Annotated in this window: 24 protein-coding genes; 16 read left to right on the top strand and 8 right to left on the bottom strand. The window is 69.0% G+C overall.

The window, feature by feature from the left end; translation table 11 throughout:
• Nucleotides 1-135: 135 nt before the first annotated feature.
• Together ctaC and ACZ5ZX_RS31000 are read left to right on the top strand one after the other, a co-directional pair.
• On the top strand, nucleotides 136-1074 hold the full coding sequence (ctaC, locus tag ACZ5ZX_RS31005) for an aa3-type cytochrome oxidase subunit II (RefSeq protein ID WP_465505518.1): 939 nt from the start codon (nucleotides 136-138) through the stop codon (nucleotides 1072-1074).
• 40 nt (nucleotides 1075-1114) lie between these two features.
• Nucleotides 1115-1534: a cytochrome c oxidase subunit 4 gene (locus ACZ5ZX_RS31000; RefSeq protein WP_007029867.1), complete on the top strand. Its 420-nt coding sequence runs from the start codon at nucleotides 1115-1117 to the stop codon at nucleotides 1532-1534.
• A gap of 67 nt (nucleotides 1535-1601) precedes the next feature.
• On the opposite strand, the gene ACZ5ZX_RS30995 is transcribed toward ACZ5ZX_RS31000, so the two are convergent.
• A complete protein-coding gene (locus ACZ5ZX_RS30995) occupies nucleotides 1602-2516 on the bottom strand; it encodes a DMT family transporter (RefSeq protein ID WP_465505517.1) in 915 nt (304 codons plus the stop codon).
• Between the two features lie 82 nt (nucleotides 2517-2598).
• Here ACZ5ZX_RS30995 and ACZ5ZX_RS30990 point away from each other — a divergent pair, with 82 nt between their 5' ends.
• A complete protein-coding gene (locus ACZ5ZX_RS30990) occupies nucleotides 2599-3561 on the top strand; it encodes a GlxA family transcriptional regulator (protein WP_465505516.1) in 963 nt (320 codons plus the stop codon).
• On the opposite strand, the gene ACZ5ZX_RS30985 is transcribed toward ACZ5ZX_RS30990, so the two are convergent.
• Entirely contained in the window at nucleotides 3534-3953 is a 420-nt protein-coding gene (locus ACZ5ZX_RS30985; RefSeq protein ID WP_465505515.1) for a cupin domain-containing protein, read from the bottom strand. The two genes, ACZ5ZX_RS30990 and ACZ5ZX_RS30985, sit on opposite strands and share 28 nt — an antisense overlap.
• Nucleotides 3954-4006: 53 nt before the next feature.
• Between ACZ5ZX_RS30985 and ACZ5ZX_RS30980 the strand changes: the two genes are divergently transcribed.
• Nucleotides 4007-4987 (top strand): helix-turn-helix domain-containing protein, encoded by a 981-nt coding sequence (locus ACZ5ZX_RS30980; RefSeq protein ID WP_465505514.1) that lies wholly within the window; start codon nucleotides 4007-4009, stop codon nucleotides 4985-4987.
• Nucleotides 4988-5333: 346 nt separating this feature from the next.
• Here the strand turns inward: ACZ5ZX_RS30980 and trpD are convergent, their stop codons facing one another.
• From trpD to ACZ5ZX_RS30965, 3 genes are all read right to left on the bottom strand, one after another.
• On the bottom strand, nucleotides 5334-6365 hold the full coding sequence (gene trpD, locus ACZ5ZX_RS30975; RefSeq protein ID WP_465505513.1) for an anthranilate phosphoribosyltransferase: 1032 nt from the start codon (nucleotides 6363-6365) through the stop codon (nucleotides 5334-5336).
• A 4-nt stretch (nucleotides 6366-6369) separates the two neighbouring features.
• Complete coding sequence (locus tag ACZ5ZX_RS30970; protein ID WP_020630400.1) at nucleotides 6370-6780, bottom strand: response regulator; 411 nt, start codon at nucleotides 6778-6780, stop codon at nucleotides 6370-6372.
• A 62-nt stretch (nucleotides 6781-6842) separates the two neighbouring features.
• Nucleotides 6843-7259, bottom strand: a complete 417-nt coding sequence (locus ACZ5ZX_RS30965) for a hypothetical protein (protein ID WP_465505512.1) — start codon at nucleotides 7257-7259, stop codon at nucleotides 6843-6845.
• Between the two features lie 95 nt (nucleotides 7260-7354).
• Between ACZ5ZX_RS30965 and ctaE the strand changes: the two genes are divergently transcribed.
• The 5 genes from ctaE to ACZ5ZX_RS30940 all read left to right on the top strand — a co-directional run bounded on the left by ctaE (nucleotide 7355) and on the right by ACZ5ZX_RS30940 (nucleotide 12014).
• A complete protein-coding gene (gene ctaE, locus ACZ5ZX_RS30960) occupies nucleotides 7355-7978 on the top strand; it encodes an aa3-type cytochrome oxidase subunit III (protein ID WP_061983144.1) in 624 nt (207 codons plus the stop codon).
• Between the two features lie 55 nt (nucleotides 7979-8033).
• On the top strand, nucleotides 8034-8855 hold the full coding sequence (qcrC, locus tag ACZ5ZX_RS30955; protein WP_465505511.1) for a cytochrome bc1 complex diheme cytochrome c subunit: 822 nt from the start codon (nucleotides 8034-8036) through the stop codon (nucleotides 8853-8855).
• On the top strand, nucleotides 8852-9985 hold the full coding sequence (gene qcrA, locus ACZ5ZX_RS30950; protein WP_465505510.1) for a cytochrome bc1 complex Rieske iron-sulfur subunit: 1134 nt from the start codon (nucleotides 8852-8854) through the stop codon (nucleotides 9983-9985). The genes qcrC and qcrA overlap by 4 nt, the downstream gene beginning before the upstream one ends.
• A complete protein-coding gene (gene qcrB, locus ACZ5ZX_RS30945) occupies nucleotides 9982-11649 on the top strand; it encodes a cytochrome bc1 complex cytochrome b subunit (RefSeq protein WP_465330045.1) in 1668 nt (555 codons plus the stop codon). Before qcrA ends, qcrB begins: the two co-directional genes overlap by 4 nt.
• An 86-nt stretch (nucleotides 11650-11735) precedes the next feature.
• Nucleotides 11736-12014, top strand: coding sequence for a DUF6086 family protein (locus ACZ5ZX_RS30940; RefSeq protein WP_465505509.1), 279 nt, complete (start codon nucleotides 11736-11738; stop codon nucleotides 12012-12014).
• 5 nt (nucleotides 12015-12019) lie between these two features.
• Here ACZ5ZX_RS30940 and ACZ5ZX_RS30935 read toward each other — a convergent pair whose 3' ends face one another.
• Both ACZ5ZX_RS30935 and ACZ5ZX_RS30930 read right to left on the bottom strand, forming a co-directional pair.
• Complete coding sequence (locus tag ACZ5ZX_RS30935; RefSeq protein ID WP_465505508.1) at nucleotides 12020-12304, bottom strand: Lrp/AsnC family transcriptional regulator; 285 nt, start codon at nucleotides 12302-12304, stop codon at nucleotides 12020-12022.
• 149 nt (nucleotides 12305-12453) lie between these two features.
• Nucleotides 12454-14175: a DEDD exonuclease domain-containing protein gene (locus tag ACZ5ZX_RS30930; protein ID WP_465505507.1), complete on the bottom strand. Its 1722-nt coding sequence runs from the start codon at nucleotides 14173-14175 to the stop codon at nucleotides 12454-12456.
• Between the two features lie 96 nt (nucleotides 14176-14271).
• On the opposite strand from ACZ5ZX_RS30930, the gene ACZ5ZX_RS30925 reads away from it, so the two are divergent.
• From ACZ5ZX_RS30925 to ACZ5ZX_RS30910, 4 genes are all read left to right on the top strand, one after another.
• Entirely contained in the window at nucleotides 14272-15660 is a 1389-nt protein-coding gene (locus ACZ5ZX_RS30925; RefSeq protein WP_465505506.1) for an NYN domain-containing protein, read from the top strand.
• Nucleotides 15661-15785: 125 nt separating this feature from the next.
• Nucleotides 15786-16013 carry a hypothetical protein gene (locus ACZ5ZX_RS30920; RefSeq protein ID WP_465505505.1) on the top strand — a complete coding sequence of 76 codons (228 nt, stop codon included), beginning with the start codon at nucleotides 15786-15788 and terminating at the stop codon, nucleotides 16011-16013.
• 447 nt (nucleotides 16014-16460) lie between these two features.
• A complete protein-coding gene (locus ACZ5ZX_RS30915; RefSeq protein WP_465505504.1) occupies nucleotides 16461-17513 on the top strand; it encodes a C40 family peptidase in 1053 nt (350 codons plus the stop codon).
• 77 nt (nucleotides 17514-17590) lie between these two features.
• Entirely contained in the window at nucleotides 17591-18748 is a 1158-nt protein-coding gene (locus tag ACZ5ZX_RS30910; protein ID WP_465505503.1) for a glycosyltransferase family 4 protein, read from the top strand.
• 12 nt (nucleotides 18749-18760) lie between these two features.
• Here the strand turns inward: ACZ5ZX_RS30910 and ACZ5ZX_RS30905 are convergent, their stop codons facing one another.
• Nucleotides 18761-19384, bottom strand: a complete 624-nt coding sequence (locus ACZ5ZX_RS30905; protein WP_465505502.1) for a nucleoside/nucleotide kinase family protein — start codon at nucleotides 19382-19384, stop codon at nucleotides 18761-18763.
• 124 nt (nucleotides 19385-19508) lie between these two features.
• Here ACZ5ZX_RS30905 and ACZ5ZX_RS30900 point away from each other — a divergent pair, with 124 nt between their 5' ends.
• The 3 genes from ACZ5ZX_RS30900 to ACZ5ZX_RS30890 are packed head-to-tail and all read left to right on the top strand — an operon-like array spanning nucleotide 19509 to nucleotide 22402.
• Entirely contained in the window at nucleotides 19509-19862 is a 354-nt protein-coding gene (locus ACZ5ZX_RS30900) for an SRPBCC domain-containing protein (RefSeq protein ID WP_465505558.1), read from the top strand.
• 25 nt (nucleotides 19863-19887) lie between these two features.
• The gene (locus tag ACZ5ZX_RS30895) at nucleotides 19888-21096 is read left to right on the top strand and encodes a cytochrome P450 family protein (protein ID WP_465505501.1); all 1209 of its coding nucleotides are present in this window, start codon (nucleotides 19888-19890) and stop codon (nucleotides 21094-21096) included.
• 25 nt (nucleotides 21097-21121) lie between these two features.
• Entirely contained in the window at nucleotides 21122-22402 is a 1281-nt protein-coding gene (locus tag ACZ5ZX_RS30890) for an adenosylmethionine--8-amino-7-oxononanoate transaminase (protein WP_465505500.1), read from the top strand.
• Nucleotides 22403-22557: the final 155 nt, after the last annotated feature.

Below are 22557 nucleotides of genomic sequence, written 5' to 3'. Positions count from 1 at the left end.
GGACGTACACCCGGATGTGGTGGGGGATACGCGTGTTGTGGTCACCCCTTAGTCAGCGCGGTGCCACAACTCGGCTAGGCTCCGCCATGTCACGAAGATCGGTCGAGGAGGCTCTGGGTGAAAGGGCAAGGCGCAGTGGGAAATCCAGAGCGCATCCCGGTTAAGCGGGCTGGTCGCGTCGCAGCGCTCGCCGCGCTGGTGATGCTGACCGCGACGGGCTGTTCCGGGGACGAGATCCTTCGCTTCGGCTGGCCTGTCGGGGTGACCCCGCAGGCGCACGACATGCGCACCCTGTGGACGTGGACGGTCGTCGCCGCGCTGGTCGTCGGTGTCATCGTCTGGGCGCTGATCTTCTGGACCGCGATCTTCCACCGCAAGAAGAAGACCGCCGACGGCGCGGAGGAGGAACTGCCCCGCCAGTTCCAGTACAACATCCCGCTGGAGATCTTCACGGTCGTCGTCCCGACGATCATGGTCTGCGTGCTGTTCTTCTTCACCGCGACCACCGAGAACCGCGTGCTCGCCGAGACGGAGAACCCGGACGTCACGGTCGACATCGTCGCGTTCCAGTGGAACTGGGAGTTCAAGTACAAGAGCGACTCCAAGAACCACGACGACCCCGAGATCACCACGGTCGGCAGCTCGACCGAGATCCCGCTGCTCGTCCTGCCGACGAACAAGACGATCCAGTACAACCTGCGGTCGGCCGACGTCATCCACTCGTTCTGGGTGCCGGAGTTCCACTTCAAGCGGGACGTCATGCCGGACCCGGAGAAGAACAACCAGGACTTCACCTTCCAGAACTCGATCGACCGGGAAGGTTCGTTCGTCGGCCGCTGCGCCGAGCTGTGCGGCACCTACCACTCGGGAATGAACTTCGAGGTCAGGGCCCTGTCGCCGGACAAGTACGCGCAGTACATCCAGCTGCGCGGCACGGTGAACCCGAAGAGCGGCAAGCCGAACACCGCGTCCGAGGCGCTGACGGCGATGAACTGCGGCGACCTGTGCGCGCCCTACGCCGTCACCACCACCCCGTTCAACACCGACCGCACCGCGCGGGTCGCGTCCAACTGACCCGGCTGTTCGAGCCCGAAACAGGAGTGAGGCAACGTCCATGAAGGTCGAAGGACGGATTTTCTTCCTCGTCGCGGTCTTCTCCGTCGTCGTGGCGGGTATCTACGCGTACATGACCGGAACGATGACCCGGGACGGCGTCGAGCCGGTCGGTGTGGTGGCCCTGATCCTCACCGGTGGCCTGGCCTTCCTGGCCGGCAGCTACCTGCAGTTCGTGGCGCGGCGCATCGAGCCGCGGCCGGAGGACCGGGAAGACGCCGAGATCAGCGACGGCGCCGGCGAGCTGGGCTTCTTCAGCCCCGGCAGCTACTGGCCGATCGGTCTCGCGGCGGCCGCCGCGCTGACCGGCGTCGCGCTCGCGTTCTTCCACGTCTGGCTGCTGATCATCGCGCTGGGCCTGGTGATCGTCGCCATCGGCGGGCTGGTCTTCGAGTACCACACCGGTCCCAACCACGAGTGACGTTCTCGTGCCGAAGCGGCGCCTTGATCCGGTGACGGATCGGGGCGCCGCTTTTGCATTCAGAGGACTAAATGCGGGCGGGCTGGGGCGCTTCGGGCGTGGACTTGGGCGCGGAGTCGGCCGTGGACTTGGGAGTGCGCTTCGGTGCGAGCGCCGCGGCCAGCACCGCCAGCATTCCCAAGATCTCCGGCCAGGTCGGCCGGTGGCCGTAGGCGAGGACGTCGACCACCACCGCGACCACGGGGTAGACGTAGGACAGCAGCGCCACGGTCGTGGTCGGCAGCTTGCCGATGCTCGCGTACATCAGGACGTACATCAGCGCGGTGTGCACGGTTCCCAGCAGCACCAGCCACAGCAGCCCTGAGGTGTCCGTGGGCAGCGGCGTGACGAGCAGTGCGGGTGCCAGCACGATCGTCCCGGTCACCAGCTGGATGGCCGCCAGGACGTGCGGACGCAGGTGCTTCAGCTGCTTCGCGACGAACGAGGCGCCGGCGTAGAGCGCGGCCGCTCCGAGCGCGAGGGCGATTCCCGCCGGCTCCACGGGTTTGCCGTCGGCACCGTGCGCGGACAGCGAGATGAGCGCCACCCCGCCGAACGCGATCAGCGCCCGGACCAGCTGGCTCTTCGCCATCTTCTCGCCGAGGAACGCCGCGGCGAGACCGACCAGCATCAGCGGCTGGGTGTGGTAGACGACGGTGCTCACCGAGATCGACGAAAGCGTGTAGGAGGCGAAGAGCAGCACCCAGTTCCCGACCAGGAACAGGCCGCCGAGGACGGCGAGCCCCAGCTCGCGGCGGGTGAGCGTCCAGGGGCGGAGCCAGCCTCGCGCGGCGCTCCACACCAGGAGCAGCAGGCCGCCGACGAAACTCCTCGCGAACGCCACGGCGGGCGCGTCGGCGCCGCTTTCGAGGACGACGGCGCCGATCGTGCCGGACAGCGCCATCGCGGCCGTCCACTGGAGCAGGGGGTTGTTCTTGTTCATGGCGACCACTTTCGACCTCGGGCGCCCGGCCGACCAGTGTCAGAGATGACATCGACCGCAAAACTTATGACACACTGCCGGAATGGATGTGCAGAAGGTCGCGGTGGTGCTCGCCGACCAGGTCTCGCCGTTCGAACTCGGCGTCGCTTGCGAGGTCTTCGGCACCGATCGCAGCGCCGACGGCATCGAGGGCTGGGACTTCGCCGTCTGCTCGCCCGGGGGCGAGAACGTCCTGAGCTGGTCCGGCTTCGGGTTGAACAGCCTGGAGACCCTGGACTTCGCGGCGTCCGCCGATCTGCTGATCGTCCCGACCTGCGCGCCGCGCAGCGCGAGCCCGCCGGAGCCGGTGCTGGAAGTCCTGCGCGACGCGGCGTCCCGGGGAGCATGGGTCGCGGGCTTCTGCGCGGGCGTCTTCTCGCTCGGGTACGCGGGGCTTCTCGACGGGCGAAACTGCACCGTGCACTGGGTTTACGAGCAGGAGTTCCGGTCGCGTTTCCCGACGGCGAAGGTCGATCCGAAGGCGCTGTACGTCGACGACGGTGGCGTCCTCACCAGTGCCGGGACCGTCGCAGCCGTCGATCTCTGCCTGCATCTGGTGCGTGAACTGCGAGGCGTCGCCGCGGCCACCACGCTGGCCAGGCGGATGGTCGCGGCTCCGCATCGCGCCGGTGGGCAGGCGCAGTTCGTGCAGGCGCCGGTTCCCGAGACCGCCGCGCCGGACGACACCGTGCTCGCCGAAGCGCTCGAATGGATCGAGCGACGGCTGGACCGGCCGTTCACCGTCGCGGAACTCGCCCGCCGCAGTGGTTTGGGGGAGCGCACGTTCCTGCGCCGGTTCTCGGCGGCCACCGGCACGACACCGCACCGGTGGCTCACCGAACGCCGTCTCGATCGCGCGCAGGCGCTGCTCGAAGAAGGCCGTCTGTCCATTGAGGACATAGCGGTCGCCTGCGGGTACGCCTCCGCCGCGGCACTGCGGCATCAGTTCGGCAAGCTCCGCGGTACCAGTCCGAGTGCTTACCGCAAGACGTTTTCCGTTGGCTGAGCGGAAATGTCGTGCCCGACGGTGACGTCGACGTACTCGGGGACCTCTTCGTGCGCGTCGCCGACGGTGAGCGTCCCGGTCGGCTCGAACAGCAGCAACGACGCACCGTCCACTGAGGACGGTTTGTGATAGGTGCCGCGCGGGACGACGAACACCGAGCCACGCGGCAACGTGACGACGCGCTCGCCCGCCTCCTCGCGTAACGCGATGTCCAAGGTGCCGTCGAGGACGAGGAAGAACTCGTCGGTGTTCTCGTGGACGTGCCAGACATGCACGCCCGCGACCTTGGCGAGTCGGACGTCGTAGTCGTTGACGTGGGCGACGATCCGCGGGCTCCAGATCTCGTCGAATCCGGCCAGTGCGGTCGCCAGGTCGATCGGCTGCTTGCTCATGACCTCGATCCTGGCCGCTGGACCGGCGCGGCGGTGAGTGCTAGGAATCGCATATGTCGCATGATTTCTCGCACCGGGTCTTTTCGCACCGGGTCGCCGTCCTTGTCGACGAGGGCTCCAACCCCTTCGAGATGGGCGTCGCGACCGAGCTCTTCGGCCTGCGGCGGCCGGAACTGGACCGGCCCTGGTACGACTTCACACTGTGCGCCGCCGAGCCGTCCGTGCGCATGCACCTGGGGATGTTCACCCTCTCCGGGATCGCCGGACTCGAAGCGCTGGAATCCGCCGACACGGTGATCGTGCCCAACCGGCCCGATCCGGAGCTCCCGGCCGGGGAACCGGTACTGGCGGCCATCCGCGACGCGGCCGCGCGGGGCGCCCGGCTGGTGAGCTTCTGCACCGGCGCGTTCACCCTCGCGCGGGCGGGTGTCCTGGACGGACGGCGCGCGACGACACACTGGAAATGGGCCGGGCTGTTCCGCACCCTGTTCCCCGAGGTCCGGCTGGAGCCGGACGTCCTGTTCGTCGACGACGGTGACGTCCTGACCGCGGCGGGCAGCGCGGCCGCGCTGGACCTCGGCCTGCACCTGATCAGCCGCGACCACGGCGCCGAGATCGCCAACGCGGTGAGCCGCCGTCTGGTGTTCGCCGGGCACCGCGACGGTGGCCAGCGGCAGTTCGTCGAACGTCCGGTGCCGTCGGTGCCGGACACCTCGCTGGCGCCGGTGCTCGAATGGGCCCGCGAACGGCTGGACCGGCCGCTCACCGTCGCCGACCTGGCCGCGCGGGCGGCGGCCAGCCAAGCGACGCTGCACCGGCGGTTCCGGGCCGAACTGGGGACGACGCCGCTGGCGTGGCTCACGACGGAACGGATCGCGCTGGCGTGCCGGCTGATCGAGCGCGGGGAGCAGCGGCTGGACCGGGTGGCGCGGGCGTCGGGCTTCGGTACCGCGGCGAACCTGCGTACCCAGCTTCGGCGGGCTACGGGGCTGACGCCTACGGCTTACCGGGCGCGGTTCAGCACCGCTTCTTAGCGGTCGCCTCCGTGCCATGAAGCGGTCGCCTCGTGCCATGAAAGGTCCTTTCCTTGCAAATTTTGCAAGGAAAGGACCTTTCATGGCACGCCAGGAGAGAGTCCGCGGAGGCCTCCTTGCCTCCCGGCGCACCTCGAGTGGGGAAGATTCCGGACGTTCAACGTCCGGAATCTTCCCCACTCGAACCCGGCGGACATCGGCGACGGCACAGCCGGACCACCCGTCCCGCCACCGCAGCCAGGAGTTCGCCGTGGCCGGCGGCGCGTAAGGGGTACCGCTCACGCCGGTCGCCACCCCCTGGGGCGTACCTCGCAAGTAGCCGACTGACTTCAGCAGGCCGTGAGGATCAGGCGAAGGCGATCCACCGGTTGAGCAGATCGGCCGCCGCACCCGAGTCGATCGCCGAGGCCGCCCGCGCGAGCCCGGCCGCCAGGTCGTCTTCCAGCGATCCCGAGAAACCGGTGAAAGCCGCCAGCGCGGCCGCCGAGTTGAGCAGCACCGCGTCCCGCACCGGCCCCGTCTTCCCCGCCATCACCTGACGGAAGACCTCGGCGTTGTGCGCCGCGTCACCGCCGCGGAGGTCGTCCGCGGTCGCCCGCGCGATGCCCAGCGCCGAAGGGTCGAAGCTGCGTTCGGTGATCTCGCCGCCGGAGACCACCCACACCGAACTGGTGGTCGTGGTGGTGATCTCGTCGAGCCCGTCGTCGCCGCGGACGAGCAGCACGGTCATCCCGCGGCGTGCGAACACCTCGGCCAGTACGCGGGTCTTGTCCTCGTACGCGCAGCCGATCAGCGAACTGCGCGGTTGCGCCGGGTTGGTCAGCGGGCCCAGCAGGTTGAACGTCGTCGGCACGCCGAGTTCACCGCGGGTCGGGCCGGCGTGTCGCAGCGCGGGGTGGAACTTCGGCGCGAAACAGAAGCCGATGCCCAGTTCGTTCACGCTCCGCTGGACCGTCTCCGGTGGCAGGTCGATGGTGACGCCCAGCTCTTCCAGCACATCGGCCGCGCCGGACTTCGACGACGCGCTCCGGTTGCCGTGTTTCGCCACCGGCGCGCCCGCCGCGGCCGTCACCACGGTGGCCATGGTGGAGATGTTGACCGAGTTGGACCGGTCGCCACCGGTGCCGACGATGTCCACCGAAGGCCGGTCGATCGTCACCCGTTTGGCGTGCGCCAGCATGGCGTCGGCCATACCGGAGATCTCCGCCGGTGTCTCACCCTTCGCCCGCAGCGCGACGGCGAACCCGGCGATCTGGGAGGGCGTCGCCGTCCCGCTCATGATCTGGTCCATCGCCCACGCGGTGTCCTCTTCGGACAGGTCCGTCCGCGCGATGAGCTGGTTGAGCAGGGACGGCCAGGTCTTGGCTGCCGCGCTCATCGGGTCAGCCGTGCACGACCGGCACCCGCCGGGCGCGCAGTACGTCGGCGACCGTCTCCGCGGCCGTCAGCGGGTCGAGCGGGTGGACCAGCACCGCGTCGGCCTGCGACCAGGTCGCGAGCCAGCGGTCGTCCTTGCGCCGGACCGACACCACGATCGGCGGGCAGTCCTCGATCTCGTTCTTGAGCTGGCGGGTCAGCCCGATGCCGCCGGTCGGCTGCGCCTCGCCGTCGAGGATGGCCAGGTCCACGTTGCCCGCGTCCATCTCGACGAGCACCTCGGAGATACCGGACGCCTCGGTGTAGTCCACCCGGCCGAGGTCGGCGGCGGGCCGGCGGCCGATGGCGTTGATGATCGCCTCGCGCACCTCCGCCTTGTGGCTGAACACCAGGATCCGCATCGCCTGCTCGCCCATGAGCGCGCCTCCGCCTCGTCTAGTCATCTCGACACCGGCGATGTTATCCGCCATGACCGACATCACGTGGACGCACCCGACGGCTGGAGCGCGTCCCAGCCCAGCGAATCGCCGCCGAGCCGCTGCGCGAGTCCCGCCATCCGCGACCGTTCCTGCGCGCAGTGCAGCGCGTCGAGGGTCTGGACGCGCAACGCGTGCGCCAGCGTGAAGCCGTCGTCCGGCCCCTGTTCCCGCAGCTCCCAGCCGTCCTGGGCGAGGATCGACGTCGCCTCCGCCACCTTTTCGGGCGGCAGTTTCAAGTGGTGGCGCAGGATCGCCGGTGCTTCGGCGACCCAAGCGGGTGATCTCGCCAGCACCGCGGAGTCCGCCTCGGCGGGGTCGAAAGCCGTCACGACGATCTCCACGCCGGGCGTGTCGACGGTCAGATCCGGGAGCTTCGGCTTCTTGACCAGGTCACGAAGCCGATCTAGTAAACCCATGAGTAGCCCTGTTCCCGCTTTCGTTCAGATGTGACCCGACACGCACGCGACTTGCCGTGGACCCACCCGGCGGGCCCCGTGCGTGAGAGGACATAATGCGACGCGTGACAACGGCAGCTCCCACCATCAGCCAGCGGGTCCACTCGCTGAACCGGCCGAACATGGTCAGTGTCGGCACCATCGTGTGGCTGTCCAGCGAACTGATGTTCTTCGCCGGACTGTTCGCCATGTTCTTCACCGTGAAGGCGCAGAACGCCTCCGGTCAGTGGCCGCCGCCGCTGCACGGTGAGCCCTTCCATCTGAACGTCGCGCTGGCGATCCCGTTCACGGTGATCCTCGTGGCCTCGTCGTTCACCTGTCAGTTCGGCGTGTTCGCCGCCGAAAAGGGTGACGTCTTCGGCCTGCGCCGCTGGTACATCATCACGTTGATCATGGGCGCGATCTTCGTCGGCGGCCAGGGTTACGAGTACCTCCACCTGATCGACGAGGGGATGACCATCCCGTCCGGCCCGTTCGGCACGGTGTTCTTCCTCGCGACCGGGTTCCACGGCCTGCACGTCATCGGTGGGCTCATCGCGTTCGTGTACCTGCTCATCCGCACCAAGCTGAGCAAGTTCACCCCGGCTCAAGCCACCTCGGCGATCGTCGTGTCCTACTACTGGCACTTCGTCGACATCGTGTGGGTGGGCCTGTTCGCGGTGATCTACATCCTTCCGTGAACGAAGCCGCCACCACGACCTATCGGCCTGAACTGACAGCAAGGGTTGCCGCAAGATGACCTCCAGCAAGGACAAGACGGATCGCCGCCGCTTCCGCGCGCGGTCCAAGCTGCACCGGCGGTTCGCCGGTGCGCTGGCGCTCGGGATCGCGCTGCTGAGCGTGGGCGGGCTGTACGCCGTCTTCGCCCCGGAGCCGCAGACCGCGCAGGCGCAGGGCGAATCCGCCCTCCTGCGCGAGGGCGAGAAGCTCTACAACAACACGTGTATCGAATGTCACGGGCCGAAGCTCGAGGGCGTCCCCGACCGTGGCCCGAGCCTCATCGGCATCGGCGACGCGGCCGTGTACTTCCAGACTTCGACCGGCCGCATGCCCGCGGTGCGCCAGGAAGCACAGGCGCAGCGGAAGCCGCCGAAGCTGTCCGAGGCCGAGATCAACGCGCTGGGCGCCTACATCCAGGCCAACGGTGGCGGCGCGCAGCGTCCCGCCGAGAAGGGTGACGCGCTGCGTGGCGACGACGTCGCGCGCGGCAGCGAACTCTTCCGCCTCAACTGCGCCTCGTGCCACGGCTTCACCGGCCGCGGTGGCGCGCTCTCGTCGGGCAAGTTCGCCCCGAACCTGGACCCGGCCACGGAAGAGCAGATCTACACCGCGATGCTCACCGGGCCGCAGAACATGCCCAAGTTCTCCGACCGGCAGCTGTCGCCGGAGGAGAAGAAGGACATCATCGCGTTCGTGAAGTCCGTGAGTCACGGGAACAACTCACCCGGCGGTAGCTCGCTCGGCGGACTTGGCCCGGCTTCGGAGGGCGCGATCGCGTGGATCGTCGGGATCGCCGCGCTGATCGGCGTGACGTTGTGGATTGGATCGAAGGCATGAGCGCCGAAGGGCCGAAGCCGCCGACAGAGGCGGAGTTGGCGGACATGGATCGCGACCAGCTCGTCAAGCTGGGTACCGCGCTCGACGGGGTCGAGATCGTCGAATACCCGACGCCGTGGCCGGTCGAAGGGACCAAGGCGGAGAAGCGCGCCGAGCGCGCTGTCGCACTCTGGTTCGTGCTGGCCGCGCTGTCCGGCCTCGCGTTCGTGGTCCTCGTCGCCTGGCCGCACTGGTTCGAGTACAAGGAGCCGGGCACGACCGGCTACACCAAGTACACGCTGTACACGCCGCTGCTCGGGGTCTCCCTCGGGCTCGCCGTGCTCAGCCTCGGTATCGGCGTGATCCTCTACACCAAGAAGTTCGTCCCGGCCGAGGTCTCGGTGCAGGAGCGCGGTGACGGCGGGTCGAAAGAGGTCGACAAGGCCACGATCCTCGCCCAGCTGGCCGACTCGGGTAACCGTATGACCATCGCGCGCCGCTCGATGATCAAGCGGTCCGCGGGCGCCGGTGCCGGTGTGCTCGGCCTCGCCGTCGCGGCGCTGCCGATCGCGTCCTTCATCAAGGACCCGTGGAAGGACACCGAGAACCGCGACTCCCTGTGGCACTCGGGCTGGAAGAAGAACTTCCCGGAAGAGAAGGTCTACCTGCGCCGCAACACCGGCCGTCCGCACGAGGTCTCCCTGGTCAGGGTCGAGGACCTCGACGCGGGCGCCATGGAGACGGTCTTCCCGTTCCGCGAGTCCGAGCGTGAGGACGAGCACGCGCTTTCGGCCGCCTTCAAGCGGGTCGACAACCCGGTCATGTTGATCCGCCTCCGCCCGACCGACGCCGCCAAGGTCGTCAAGCGTCAGGGCCAGGAGGACTACAACTTCGGGGACTACTTCGCGTACACGAAGATCTGCAGCCACGTCGGCTGCCCGACCTCCCTGTACGAGCAGCGGACCAACCGCATCCTCTGCCCCTGTCACCAGTCGCAGTTCGACGCGCTCCACTACGCCAAGCCGATTTTCGGGCCTGCTACGCGGCCGTTGGCCCAGCTTCCGATTACAGTGGACGAAGAGGGCTACCTGATCGCGCGCGGAGACTTCAACGAGGCCGTCGGACCGGCCTTTTGGGAGCGTAAGTCATGAGTTCACTCACCACCCCGACGAAGGGGACGAACCCGGTCGAGAAGGCCGCGGGCGCTGGTGCGAAGTGGGCCGACGACCGGTATCACCTGGCCAAGGGCATGCGGCACCAGCTCAACAAGGTGTTCCCGACGCACTGGTCGTTCCTGCTCGGCGAGATCGCGCTCTACAGCTTCATCATCCTGTTGCTGTCCGGTGTCTATCTCACGCTGTTCTTCGACCCCTCCATGGAGGAGGTCGTCTACAACGGCAGCTACACCGGCCTGCAGGGCGTCGAGATGTCGCGGGCCTTCGCGACCACACTGGACATCTCGTTCGACGTCCGCGGCGGTCTGTTCGTCCGGCAGCTGCACCACTGGGCCGCGTTGATCTTCGTGGCCTCGATGATGGTGCACATGTTCCGGATCTTCTTCACCGGCGCGTTCCGGCGCCCGCGTGAGGCGAACTGGGTCATCGGTGCGCTGCTGCTGGTCCTGGGCATGTTCGAAGGCTTCTTCGGCTACTCGCTCCCGGACGACCTGCTCTCCGGTACCGGTATCCGCGCGACCCTGTCGGGCATCGTGCTCTCGGTGCCGGTCATGGGGACCTGGATCCACTGGGCGCTGTTCGGCGGGGAGTTCCCCGGCAACGAGATCATCCCGCGCCTGTACACGATCCACATCCTGCTGCTGCCGGGCATCATGCTCGGCCTGGTGGCCGCGCACCTCGCGCTGGTCTGGTACCAGAAGCACACGCAGTTCCCGGGCGTGCGCCGCAAGGAGACCAACGTCGTCGGCGTCCGCATCATGCCGGTCTTCGCGCTCAAGGGCGGTGCGTTCTTCGCGCTGGTCACCGGCGTCATCGCGCTGATGTCGGGTCTCTTCCAGATCAACCCGATCTGGAACATCGGCCCGTACAACGCGGCGCAGGTCTCGGCGGGTTCACAGCCGGACTGGTACATGGCCTGGGCCGACGGCATGCTGCGGATCTGGCCCGCGTGGGAGCTCTACCTCGGGAACTACACGGTCCCGGCGGTGTTCTTCCCCGGCGCGATCGGGATGCCGCTGCTGATCAGCCTGCTGGTGATGTATCCCTGGATCGAGCGAAAGCTGTCCAAGGACACCGCGCACCACAACCTGCTGCAGCGTCCGCGCGACGTCCCGGTCCGGACCTCGCTGGGCATCATGGCCCTGACCTTCTTCGCGGTCATCATGCTGTCGGGCTTCAACGACATCATCGCGTTCGCCTTCGACATCTCGCTGAACGCGACGACGTGGGCGGGCCGGATCGGTGTCCTGCTGCTGCCGCCGCTGGCGTACTACATCACCTACCGGATCTGCCTCGGCCTGCAGCGGGCCGACCGCGAGGTGCTGGAGCACGGTGTCGAAACCGGCATCATCAAGCGCCTGCCGCACGGTGAGTTCATCGAGATCCACCAGCCGCTCGGCCCGGTGGACGACCACGGCCACCCGCTGCCGCTCGAGTACCAGGGCGCGTCGGTGCCGAAGAAGATGAACAAGCTCGGCTCGGCCGGGCACGCCGTCGCGGGTTCGGTCTGGTCTCCGGACCCGGTCGAGGAGACGATCGCGCTGGAGCGCGCCCGGGCCAACGGGCACGGCAACGGCAAGGTCGACGACATCGGCGGCGAGCCCTCGCAGGAGCGCAAGGAAATCACCTCCGGGCACTAGTTCTGCCAAGAAGCGCGTGAAGGCCCCCTTCCCTCGGTTGAGCCGAGGGAAGGGGGCCTTCACGCGCTGCAGGGACAAGGGAAGCGATGAGCTACATCTTCGAAGCGTCCGGCAAGACCGTCTGGAGCCCGGCGTTGCGGGTCGGCAAGCTGTTCGTGGACATGGCGGACAGCCTGTCCGGCAGCCACGGGGTGCCGCACGGGCTGTCGTTCATGGCGAGTGACTTCGTCGTCCTCGACGTTCCGGTGTTCGCCGAGTTCACGCGGTCACTGGAGAACAGTTCGGTGCTGACCCATCAGGAGTACCGCGCGCTGGCGGGTGGGTTCGTGGAGATCTGCCGGACCATGCTGGCGGAGAGCACCTGAGGGGTTCAGGCGCCTTCGACGCCGATGTCGAAAGCGGACTCGCTGTCGGCCTTCGAGTACGAGCGGAACGCGATATGCGTGACGGTGCTCAGCACACCGGGGATCTTGCCGATCTTCGCCGGGATCAGATCCGCGAGGTCCTCGTGGGCCGAAACCCGGATCGAAGCGATCAGGTCGACGTCGCCCGCGCAGGAATAGACCTCGCGGACCCCGTCGATGTCCGCGATCGCCTGTGCCGCCTCGGGGATGGCATCGGCTTCGACCTGGATCAGCACGATCGCCGTGATCAAAGGGTCCTCCTGTGTTCATTGTCGCGCGCTGACGGAAACGCGCCGAAGGAGCGCAGTCAGCGGTCCGGCCAACTTGACCAGGCAGGCGCCCCTTCATCGCGTTCCCGTGGGCCTTCGGCCCAAAAGAGGTGGTCCCGCCAAGCGGAATCCTAGCCCGCCACGTGTTCCAGCGCCGTCGCGCTCGCCGCGAGGTCGAGCCACTCTCCCCAGCCGCCCGCTACGGCGGCCGGTTCCGCCCACGGGTGTGTGGTGCGCACGAGCCGGACACCGGGGCGGGCCAGCCAGCGCAACAGGATGCCGACCTCCTCGGGGAACGCGCCGAAGAGCGGCCCGGGGCCGGGGAGCACCGTTTCCGCCGAGGCCACCAGCATCTCGACCACCGGCATCGGCGGCACCCCGCGCCGCGCGACCCCCGCCGACGCGAGCCTGCCGTGCCGGATCACCGCGAGTTCCCAGCCGCCGTTGCCGTCCGGGCCCGCCGCGATCAGTTCCGGGATACCCGCCAGCGCCGACTGCCGGTGCGCCCGGCCGACCGCGCGGATCAGCCCGGCCAGCTGATCGCGGTGCTGGGCGGCCTGTTCGTAGTGCTCGGCCGCGGCGAGCCTGGCCAGCTGATCGGCGGCGGCCCGCAGCGGCCGCCCGTCCGTCCCGGCGATGAGCCCGGACACCGCCAGCACGCCGGGCCGGTACTCCTCGACCGTCTGGAGCCCCGCGCAGGGCGCGCCGCAGCGCCCTAGTTCGGCGAGAACGCAGGGTTTGCCGTTCGGGGCGGTCGCGGAGATGCGCTGGGTGCATGTCCGCAGCCCGGAGGCGCCGGCGAGGGTGTCCGCGGCCGACCGGGCGTCCGTCTGGCTGCGAAAGGGCCCCAGCATCCCGTCTCGCGGCATGCGGACCACCGACAGGCGGGGGAACGCCTCCTCGGTCAGCGCGACCCACCAGGCGTTGCGTGGGTTCTTGGAACGGCGGTTGTACATCGGGCGGTGGGCGGCGATCAGCCGGAGCTCCCGGACCGCGGCCTCCAGCGCGTGCGCGCATTCGACCGCGTCGACCCGTTCGGCCAGCGCGACCATCTCCCGGATCCGCCCCCGGCTCTCCGAGCCGGTGAAGTACTGCCGGACCCGGCGGCGCAGGTCGGACGACGTCCCGACGTAGAGGACCTCGTCGCTGGGGCCGCGGAACAGGTAGACGCCGGGCCGCGAAGGCAGGTGTTCGGCCAGCGAACGTTTGCGGCGCTGGGCCGGGGTCACCTCGGGCAGGTAGTCCAGCAGTTCTTCGAGCGTGTGGACGCCGAGGTTGCCGACGCGTTCGAGCAACGCGTGCAGGACGTCCACTGTGGCCCGTGCGTCCGCGAGGGCACGGTGGTTGGGCGTCGTCCGCGCGCCGAACAGCGCGGCCAGCGCGGAAAGCCGGTAGCTGGGCGTCTCGTCACGGGAGATGACCCGGCGGGCGAGCCGGACCGTGCAGACGACGGCCGTCTTCGGCCAGCGGTACCCGTGGCCTTCGCAGGCCGCGCGCATGAAGCCGGTGTCGAAGGGGGCGTTGTGCGCCACGAGCACGGCCCCTGAGATGAACTCGAGGAACGCCGGCAGCACGCGATCGATCCGGGGAGCGTCGTAGACCATCGCGCCGGTGATGCCGGTGAGCTCCACGATCTGCGGCGGGATCGGCATCCCCGGGTTGACGAAGGTGGCGAACTCGCCGAGGATCTCGCCGGCGCGGACCTTGACCGCGCCGATCTCGGTGATTCCGTCCGGACCGGGTTTCGTACCCGTGGTTTCCAGGTCGAAAACGACGAAAGTGGTGTCCCGCAAGGGGGTTCCCAGTTCGTCGAAGGCGAGTTGCGCCGCGCCGGGCCGCCGTCCGGTGTCCATGATCGGGCACAGTAGGGGCGGGCACCGACAATCCCGGGATCGTCGCACGCCGTCCCATCCAGCGCGCCCCGAGCCCATGGGGCCTACGCTGGAGCGATGCAGCCGCAGCCCGCAGTGCCCGAACTGCCCGAGGACGCCACCGGCGGACCCTCGGGTGTCGTGGCGTCGGTAGGTGGGCACGAGGAGTCCGAAGAGGTCCCGGCCGACGGCTGGACGGCCTTGCCGGAGCCCGTACGCGAGCGGATCGCCGAGCTCGCCGCGGCCGCCGTCGGCAAACTGCCGGTGGCCGACGTGCCGAGGCAGCTGCGCCCGGTCGCGAAGTTCGCCCCGGCGAAACGCGCGAAACTCGGCGGGACGGCGTTGCTCGCCGCGCTGGGGGAGTCGTCGCAGTTCCGGGTCGCGGTCACCGAATGGCTGCGCGACCACCGCAAGGACGCCCTCGACCCGAACGCCCCCGATTCCGTCGCCGCCGCGGCCGCCGCCGTGCTGCTCGGCGAGGCGGGCGCGGCCGGACGTGTCCGGCTGGTGGCGAAGAACGCCGACGAGACGGCGTTACGCGCCGAACGTGATGCCGCGCTGGCCCGCAACCAGCGGCTCGAGGCCGAACTCGCCCAGCTGCGGGAAGAGTTGCGTGAGGCCAAGGAGATCGCGAGCAACGCCAGGGGTGAACGCGAAGCCGAGGTCGAGAAACTGCTGAAACGCCTGCGAGAGCAAGGTGTCCAGTTACGTCAGGCCAAGGACGCGGTCGCCGAGGCCCGAGCCGAGCTGGAGAGCGGCGGCGCCGAGCGCGCCGAGGAGATCAAGGCGCTGAAGGCCCAGCTCGACCGTGAGAGGCAGCGAGTCGCGGCAGAGAAGGCGCGGGCGGAGAAGGCCGTCACGGACGCCGAGATCGCCCGCCAGTCCGCCCGCGAGGCGCGTCAGGCCGACGAGGTCAGGCTCGGGCTGCTGCTGGACACGATCGAAGGCGCCGTCGGCGGGTTGCGCCGGGAACTTTCGGTGAGCGCGAGGGGCCAGCGCCCGGCGGACATGGTCCGCGGTGCGACGTCGGGGCTGGGAGCGGGCGGCAAGATCCAGGACGTCACCGCGCTCGACCGGCATCTCGCGCTGCCCAACGTGCACCTCATCGTCGACGGCTACAACGTCACGAAGACCGGCTATCCCGAGTTGGCGCTGTCCGATCAGCGCGATCGGCTGATCCACCAGCTTTCCGCGCTGGCCGCGCGGACCAGCGCCGAGGTGACCGTGGTGTTCGACGGCGCCGGGGTGCTTTCCGTGCCCGCCGCGGTGCCGCGCGGGGTGCGGGTGCTGTTCTCCGAACGCGGCGTGCTCGCGGACGACGTCATCCGGTCCCTGGTCGCGGCCGAGCCGCCTGGCCGGCCGATGGTGGTCGCGAGCACCGACCGGGCGGTGGCGGACTCGGTGCGGCGGAAGGGCGCGCATCCGGTGCCGTCGGCGGTACTGGTGTCGAGGCTCAGCCGGGTTTAGAAGCGAGGCAGCACTCGGGTGTCACGGCTCTGAGCACGTGAGTGCGGTGTCACGTCACCTTTGCCTTGCCCCTTTACCACTCACGAGGCCCGAAACTGTCAGTGGTCGCTCTTATCGTGTGCGTCATGACCGAGATAGCGGATAGAGAGACGCTCGTCATCGATTGCGATCGCTGCGCGGTCCGGGGTGACGCATGTCATGACTGTGTCGTCAGTGTCCTCCTCGGCGCGCCGCCGTCGCTCGAATGGGACGCCGACGAGCGAAAAGCGGTCGACGTGCTCGCGGAAGCGGGGATGATCCCGCGCCTCCGGATGGTCCGGAGGGTCGAGCGAGAGCGGCGGATGACGGCCTGAGACACGCCGCGACCGGGGCATTCGACGAGTGGTCGATCCGATCAGGCGAACGGTAGGTAGTCGTAATGGTCCCCAGGATGTAACGCCCGTCACAACTTTCCGCTCATGCTGGTCCGAAGGTGTTTCGGCGCATCACGGAGAGTTTTTGCGGTGGGCGTGGTGGACGTGGTGCCTGTGGTTTCGTAACCTGTCCGAGATCTCGTGGCCGGAAGTCGTCGCCAGACGGCGACACGGGATCGCCACTGAAGCAGCTTTGTCGGGGAGTTGCACCAGAAACCAGCCGGGCGCCAAACCTGTTGCGATAGCAGTCGGCCAGGTGCCAGGTGGGAACGCGGGGAACCGCGCGGGCTTCACGGCCGGCGACGCGGCTCCGTGGAAGAGGGCCCCCGACCTCTTCGTCCCGGGTTTCGGAGTCAGTGGCCGACAGCAAAGGAGACACGCGCGACCGTGCAGTCGCATCCAGTCAAGCGCGTGGTGTCAGGAGCTTTGGCCGCGGCCGCGGTGATCACCGCGGTAACGGTCGCTCAGCCTTCCGCCACCGCTGCCCCAGCCCCCGCCCAACAACAGCCCCCGTCCGGTTCGGACGCGCTCGCCAAGTACCGCGACCTCGCGGCGCAGGCGGAGAAGGCGAACGAGGACCTCCTGAAGGCGAAAGACGATCTCGCCGCGAAGCAGGGTGAGCTCGACAAGGCCACCGCGGACGCCGCGGCGGCCAAGGACGCCGGTCTCAAGGCCGCCGGTGACGAAAAGACGTTCCAGGCCGAGGTCAACAAGTTCGCCGGCGCGTCGTTCACCAGCGGTGTGCAGCTGAACAAGCTGTCGTCGCTGCTGTCGGGCGCGTCGACCCAGGACTTCCTGGACCGTTCCTCAGCGCTCGAGGTCCTCGCCGCGAACAAGAACACCGCTCTGAACAACCTGAGCGGCGCCGTGGCCCAGGCCGCGGCCTCCGCGCAGAAGGCCGCCGACGCGCAGGCGGCGGCCACCGCCGCCCGTGACGCCGCCGCCAAGCTGACGACGGACATCGAGGCGCGGCAGAAGACGCTGAACGACCAGCTCAAGGAGATCGAGCGGGCCGGCGGCAACCTGAGCGCCGCGGACAAGGCCGCCCAGAAGGACAAGGGCGGCGCATTCCCCAACCTGCCCGCTCCCGGCCCCGCTGCCGCGGCGGCACTCGCCGCCGCGAAGAGCAAGCTCGGCAGCCCGTACGTGTGGGGTGCGACAGGTCCGTCGCAGTTCGACTGCTCGGGTCTCATGCAGTGGGCCTACAAGCAGGCCGGTCTTTCGCTGCCGCGGTCGAGCCGTCAGCAGTCCACCTTCGGCGCTCCGGTCGAGAAGTCGCAGCTTCAGCCGGGCGACCTGGTGTTCTACTACTCGCCCGTCTCGCACGTGGGCATGTACGTCGGCAACGGCATGATGGTGCACGCGCCGACCTCCGGTGACGTCGTCAAGGTGTCGCCGCTGCAGAACAACTACGTCGGAGCCCGTCGCCCGACGGCCTGACGAACACCCGGAAAGGGGCGGTACCGCGCAGGCGGTGCCGCCCCTTTCGCGTACCGGGGGCCAAGTAGCCTGCAGGGGTGCTGAGGACGCTGCTGGTGACCAACGACTTCCCGCCCCGGCCAGGCGGTATCCAGAACTACCTGAACTCGCTGGCCACCCGTCTGCCCGCGGACGATCTCGTCGTGTACGCGCCGTCCTGGGAATCGAGTACCGGCTCGCACACCGAGTTCGACGCCGCCGCCCCGTTCGAGGTGGTGCGTCATCCGACGTCCCTCATGCTGCCGACACCGGACGTGCTCAAGCGGGCCAAGGAGATCATGCGGGCCCGCGACTGCGAGGCCGTCTGGTTCGGCGCGGCCGCGCCGCTGGCGTTGCTGGGGCATCCGCTGCGCGCGGCGGGTGCCCGCCGCGTCCTGGCCTCGACGCACGGTCACGAGGTCGGCTGGTCGATGCTTCCGGGGTCACGGCAGGCGTTGCGGCGGATCGGCGACACCGTCGACGTGATCACCTACGTCAGCAAGTACACGCGGTCCCGGTTCTCGGCCGCTTTCGGCCCGATGGCGGGGCTGGAGATGCTCCCGTGCGGCGTCGACACCGCCCTGTACCGCCCGGATCCCGCCGCGGGCAAGGAGATCCGCGATCGGCACGGTCTCGGTGACCGGCCGACGATCGTCTGCGTTTCACGGCTCGTGCCGCGCAAGGGCCAGGACATGCTGATCAAGATCCTGCCCGAGCTCCGCAGGCGGGTCCCGGACGTGGCGCTGCTGCTCGTCGGCGGCGGCCCGTACCGCAAGACGCTCACCGGGCTGGTCGACGCGCTGGGTGTCGAAGACAACGTGGTCATCACCGGATCGGTGCCGTGGAAGGAGTTGCCGGCGCACTACAACGCCGGTGACGTCTTCGCGATGCCCGCCAGGACGCGAGGGAAGGGCCTCGACGTCGAAGGGCTCGGCATCGTCTACCTGGAGGCTTCGGCGACCGGGCTGCCGGTCGTCGCCGGGAATTCCGGCGGGGCACCGGAAACGGTGCTGGACGAGGTCACCGGGCACGTCGTTGACGGCCGTGACGAACAGCAGTTGCGGGAGACGCTGGCCGCGTTGCTGGCCGATCCGGTGCGGGCGCGGCGGATGGGGGCCGCCGGCCGCGAATGGGTCGGGCAGCACTGGCGGTGGGACACCATGGCGAGCAGGCTCTCCGGCCTGCTCGACGGCGACCCGGTCGCGGCGGTGCGGTGACGGCGAGCGCCGTCAGGGTTCGTAGCGTGCCGGGTGGTTCGGGTCGTCGACGCGGATCACCATGTCGGCCAACGCCACCGGGTCGACTTCGGCTTCGTAGCGCTCGTAGGCGGGCAGCGCCCATTCGTCGGGCACCCGCCGCTTGAGCGCGGCGGATGAAAGCCACAGGTGCACGCTCAGATCGAACGCGAGGCCCGCGCCGAACAGGAACTCGCCGTCCAGCAGGACGACACCGCCTTCGGGCAGTTCGACGCGCTCGGCACGGGTGGCGCGATCGCGGACCGGATCCCACAGCGACGGGAGGACCCGTCCGCTGCCGCCCTCGGCGAGGGGATCGAGCACCTCGCGGCGCAGGGCGCCGAGGTCCAGCCAGTCGGTGTAGCGCGCGTCCGGGTCTTCCTTGCCGCGTTCGAAGCGCAGGGACGCGGGGCGGAGGAAGTCGTTCGCCGAGACCCGCAACGCCGCGTGACCGGCGACCCGCAGGGGATCGACCAGGGCGTCGGCGAGTTCTGTGGTGTTGGTCGCACCGCCCGCGCCGTCGACGGCGACCGCGATCCGGCGGCGGCCCGTGATCGCCGTGATGCGTTCGGTCAGTTCGGAGACCAGCAGAGCGGGAGAAATCGGACGGTAGCGCACAGAAAGAGATCCTCCACCCGGACCGGTGAACCTCGCACGGTACACCCGATGCGAGGATGGGCCGGTGACGAGAGCAGTGGCCAAAACAGCCGGAAGTGGTTGGCAGGTAGGCGTTTCCCAAACCGTGCCGTACAGCGGCGCGCAGGTGTGGGACTTCCTGGTCGGACGCGAGGGTGTGGAGATCTGGCTCGGCCCTGGTGCCGACCTCGGCCGTGAACTGGGCGCGCCCTACGAGACGGCCAACGGGACGACCGGCGAGATCCGTAGCCGTTCCGAGGGTGACAAGCTCCGGCTGACCTGGCGGCCGAAGGACTGGGATCACGACTCCACCCTCCAGATCACGGTGAGTGGCACCGAGCAGAAGACCACGCTCCGCTTCCACCAGGAATGGCTCGCGGGCGCCGACGAGCGGGAAGAACAGCGGGCATACTGGACCGAGGTGACCGAGCGAGTGGTGGCCGCGCTGGCCGAACGCTGACCGGCGCGCCGGGGGAGGCGTACCGATGCAGTCATCCGAAGAGCCGAAGCAGCTGACCGAGGATCTTCTCCAGGACTCACACCGGATCTCCGCGTTGCTGCGGGAAGAAGGCCCGGCCCGTAAGGTCCGGATGCCACGCGGCCTGGAAGCCTGGATCGTCACCGGGCACGCCGAGGCCCGCGCCGTGCTCGCGGATCCCCGCGTGGGCAAGGACACCGCCCAGGTGAGGCGGCTCTTCGAACGCGACGGCTTCGCATCCGGCGGTGACGACGCCGTGCGCGCGCTGAACGGGCACATGCTCAACCTGGATCCGCCGGATCACACGCGGCTGCGCAAACTGGTCAACCAGGCCTTCACTTCGCGCACCGTCTCCCGGCTGCGGCCGAGGATCGAGCAGATCACCGCGGAACTGCTGGCCGGGATCGGCGACGCGGAGCGCGTCGACCTGCTGCCCGCTTTCGCCGTTCCGCTGCCGATCCGGGTGATCTGCGAACTGCTCGGCGTGCACGCGGACGACCAGCCGGCGTTCGCGACGTGGTCGAACACGATGCTCGCCTGGTCGACGCCGGAGGAACTCCAAGCCGCGGCGGCGAAGATGCACGCGTATCTCGTCGACCTCATCGACGAGAAGCGCGCGAAGCCCGCCGAAGATCTGCTTTCTGGCCTGATCCACGCCAGTGACGAGGGCGATTCGCTCTCCGGGGACGAATTGCTGGCCATGGCGTTCCTGCTGCTGGTGGCGGGCTTCGAGACGACGGTCAACCTGATCGCGAACAGCGTGTTCGCCCTGCTTCGGGAGCCGGAGCAGCTGGCAGCGCTCCGCGCCGATCCCACGCTGATGCCGGGCGCTGTCGAGGAGTTCCTCCGCTACGACGGCGCGATCCACCTGGCGACCCTCCGATTCACCACCGAGCCCGTCACGGTCGGCGGCGTCGAGATCCCGGCGGACGAGTTCGTGCTGGTCTCCCTGCTCGGTGCCAACCGGGACGCCGAGCGGTTCGAAGACCCGGACCGGCTGGACGTCACGCGGTCGGCGAACGGGCATCTCGCGTTCGGCCACGGCATCCACTACTGCGTCGGTGCCCCGCTGGCCCGGCTGGAGGCCGAGATCGCGTTGCGCGGTCTGCTGGAGAGGTTCCCGCGGCTGAGCCTGGACGCCGAGCCGGAAACCTTGCGGTGGCGGGAAAGCGCCCTGGTCCACGGTCTGAAGACCCTCCCTGTGCAGCTGCGCTGAACAGGGCGTGTCGTAGGGTCGCGGGATGGACGCCGCAGAACTCCTCGCGCTCGACGCGGAACACGTCTGGCACCCGTACGGGCCGATGCCGAGCCCGATCGAGTCCCTGCTGGTCCGCGAGGCGAGCGGGGTGCGGCTCACCCTCGACGACGGCCGCGAGCTGGTCGACGGCATGTCGTCCTGGTGGGCGGCCATCCACGGCTACCGGCACCCGGTGCTGGACGCGGCGCTGGCCGACCAGGCGGGCCGGATGAGTCACGTCATGTTCGGCGGGCTCACCCACGAACCGGCCATCACCCTGGCCAAGACCCTGGTGGACCTCGCCCCGGACGGATTGCGGCACGTCTTCCTGTGCGACTCCGGTTCGGTGTCGGTCGAGGTCGCCGTGAAGATGTGCCTGCAGTACTGGCAGTCGTTGGGGCGCAAGGAAAAGCGGCGCCTGATGACCTGGCGCGGCGGGTACCACGGTGACACGTTCACGCCGATGAGCGTGTGCGACCCCGACGGCGGGATGCATTCGCTGTGGCGCGGGATCCTGCCGGACCAGCTGTTCCTGCCCAAGCCGCCGGGCACGTTCGACGACGAACCGGATCCGGCGTACCTCGAGCTGCTCGCGGCCGAGGTCGAACGGCACGCGGGCGAACTGGCCGCGATCATCGTCGAGCCGGTCGTGCAGGGTGCCGGCGGAATGCGGTTCCACCCGCCCGCGTACCTGCGCGCGTTGCGGGAGATCACCGAGGCCAACGACGTCCTGCTGATCTTCGACGAGATCGCCACCGGATTCGGCCGCACCGGCCGGATGTTCGCCGCCGAACACGCCGGGGTGACCCCCGACGTCCTGTGTCTCGGCAAGGCGCTGACGGGCGGTTACCTGACGATGGCGGCGGCACTGTGCACGCCGCGGATCGCCGACGGCATCTCGCGCGGCGAACTGCCGGTGCTCGCGCACGGGCCGACGTTCATGGGGAACCCGCTGGCCTCGGCGGTGGCCAACGCCTCGCTGGGGATCCTGGCCGGAGGCGGGTGGAAATCCGACGTCCCGAGGATCGAGGCCGCGCTGAAAGCCGGGCTCGAACCCGCTCGCGAACTGTCTTCCGTCGCCGACGTCCGGGTGCTCGGCGCCATCGGCGTGGTGGAACTGGACCATCCGGTGGACATGGCGGTGGCGACCGAGGTCCTCACCGCGAACGGGGTCTGGCTGCGGCCGTTCCGGAACCTGATCTACGCGATGCCGCCCTACGTTTCCGACGCCGACGACCTCGCGGCGATCACTTCCGCAATGGTGTCGGCCGCACAAAAAGCGTAAAAACGGCAAATTCAGCCCAAAGAGTGTGACGGCAGCCACAGGAAACCGGGAAGGCCACGCTCAGTACAGTGCGTGATCATCGGGTGATCTTGGTCAGGCGAACGGGCGAGTCCGATCGGGAGCGTTGGTGGGTGGTTTGTCGCAAAAAGCCGCTA

Source organism: Amycolatopsis sp. NPDC033938, from assembly GCF_055575975.1.
This window is presented reverse-complemented; position numbering and strand designations above follow the sequence as displayed.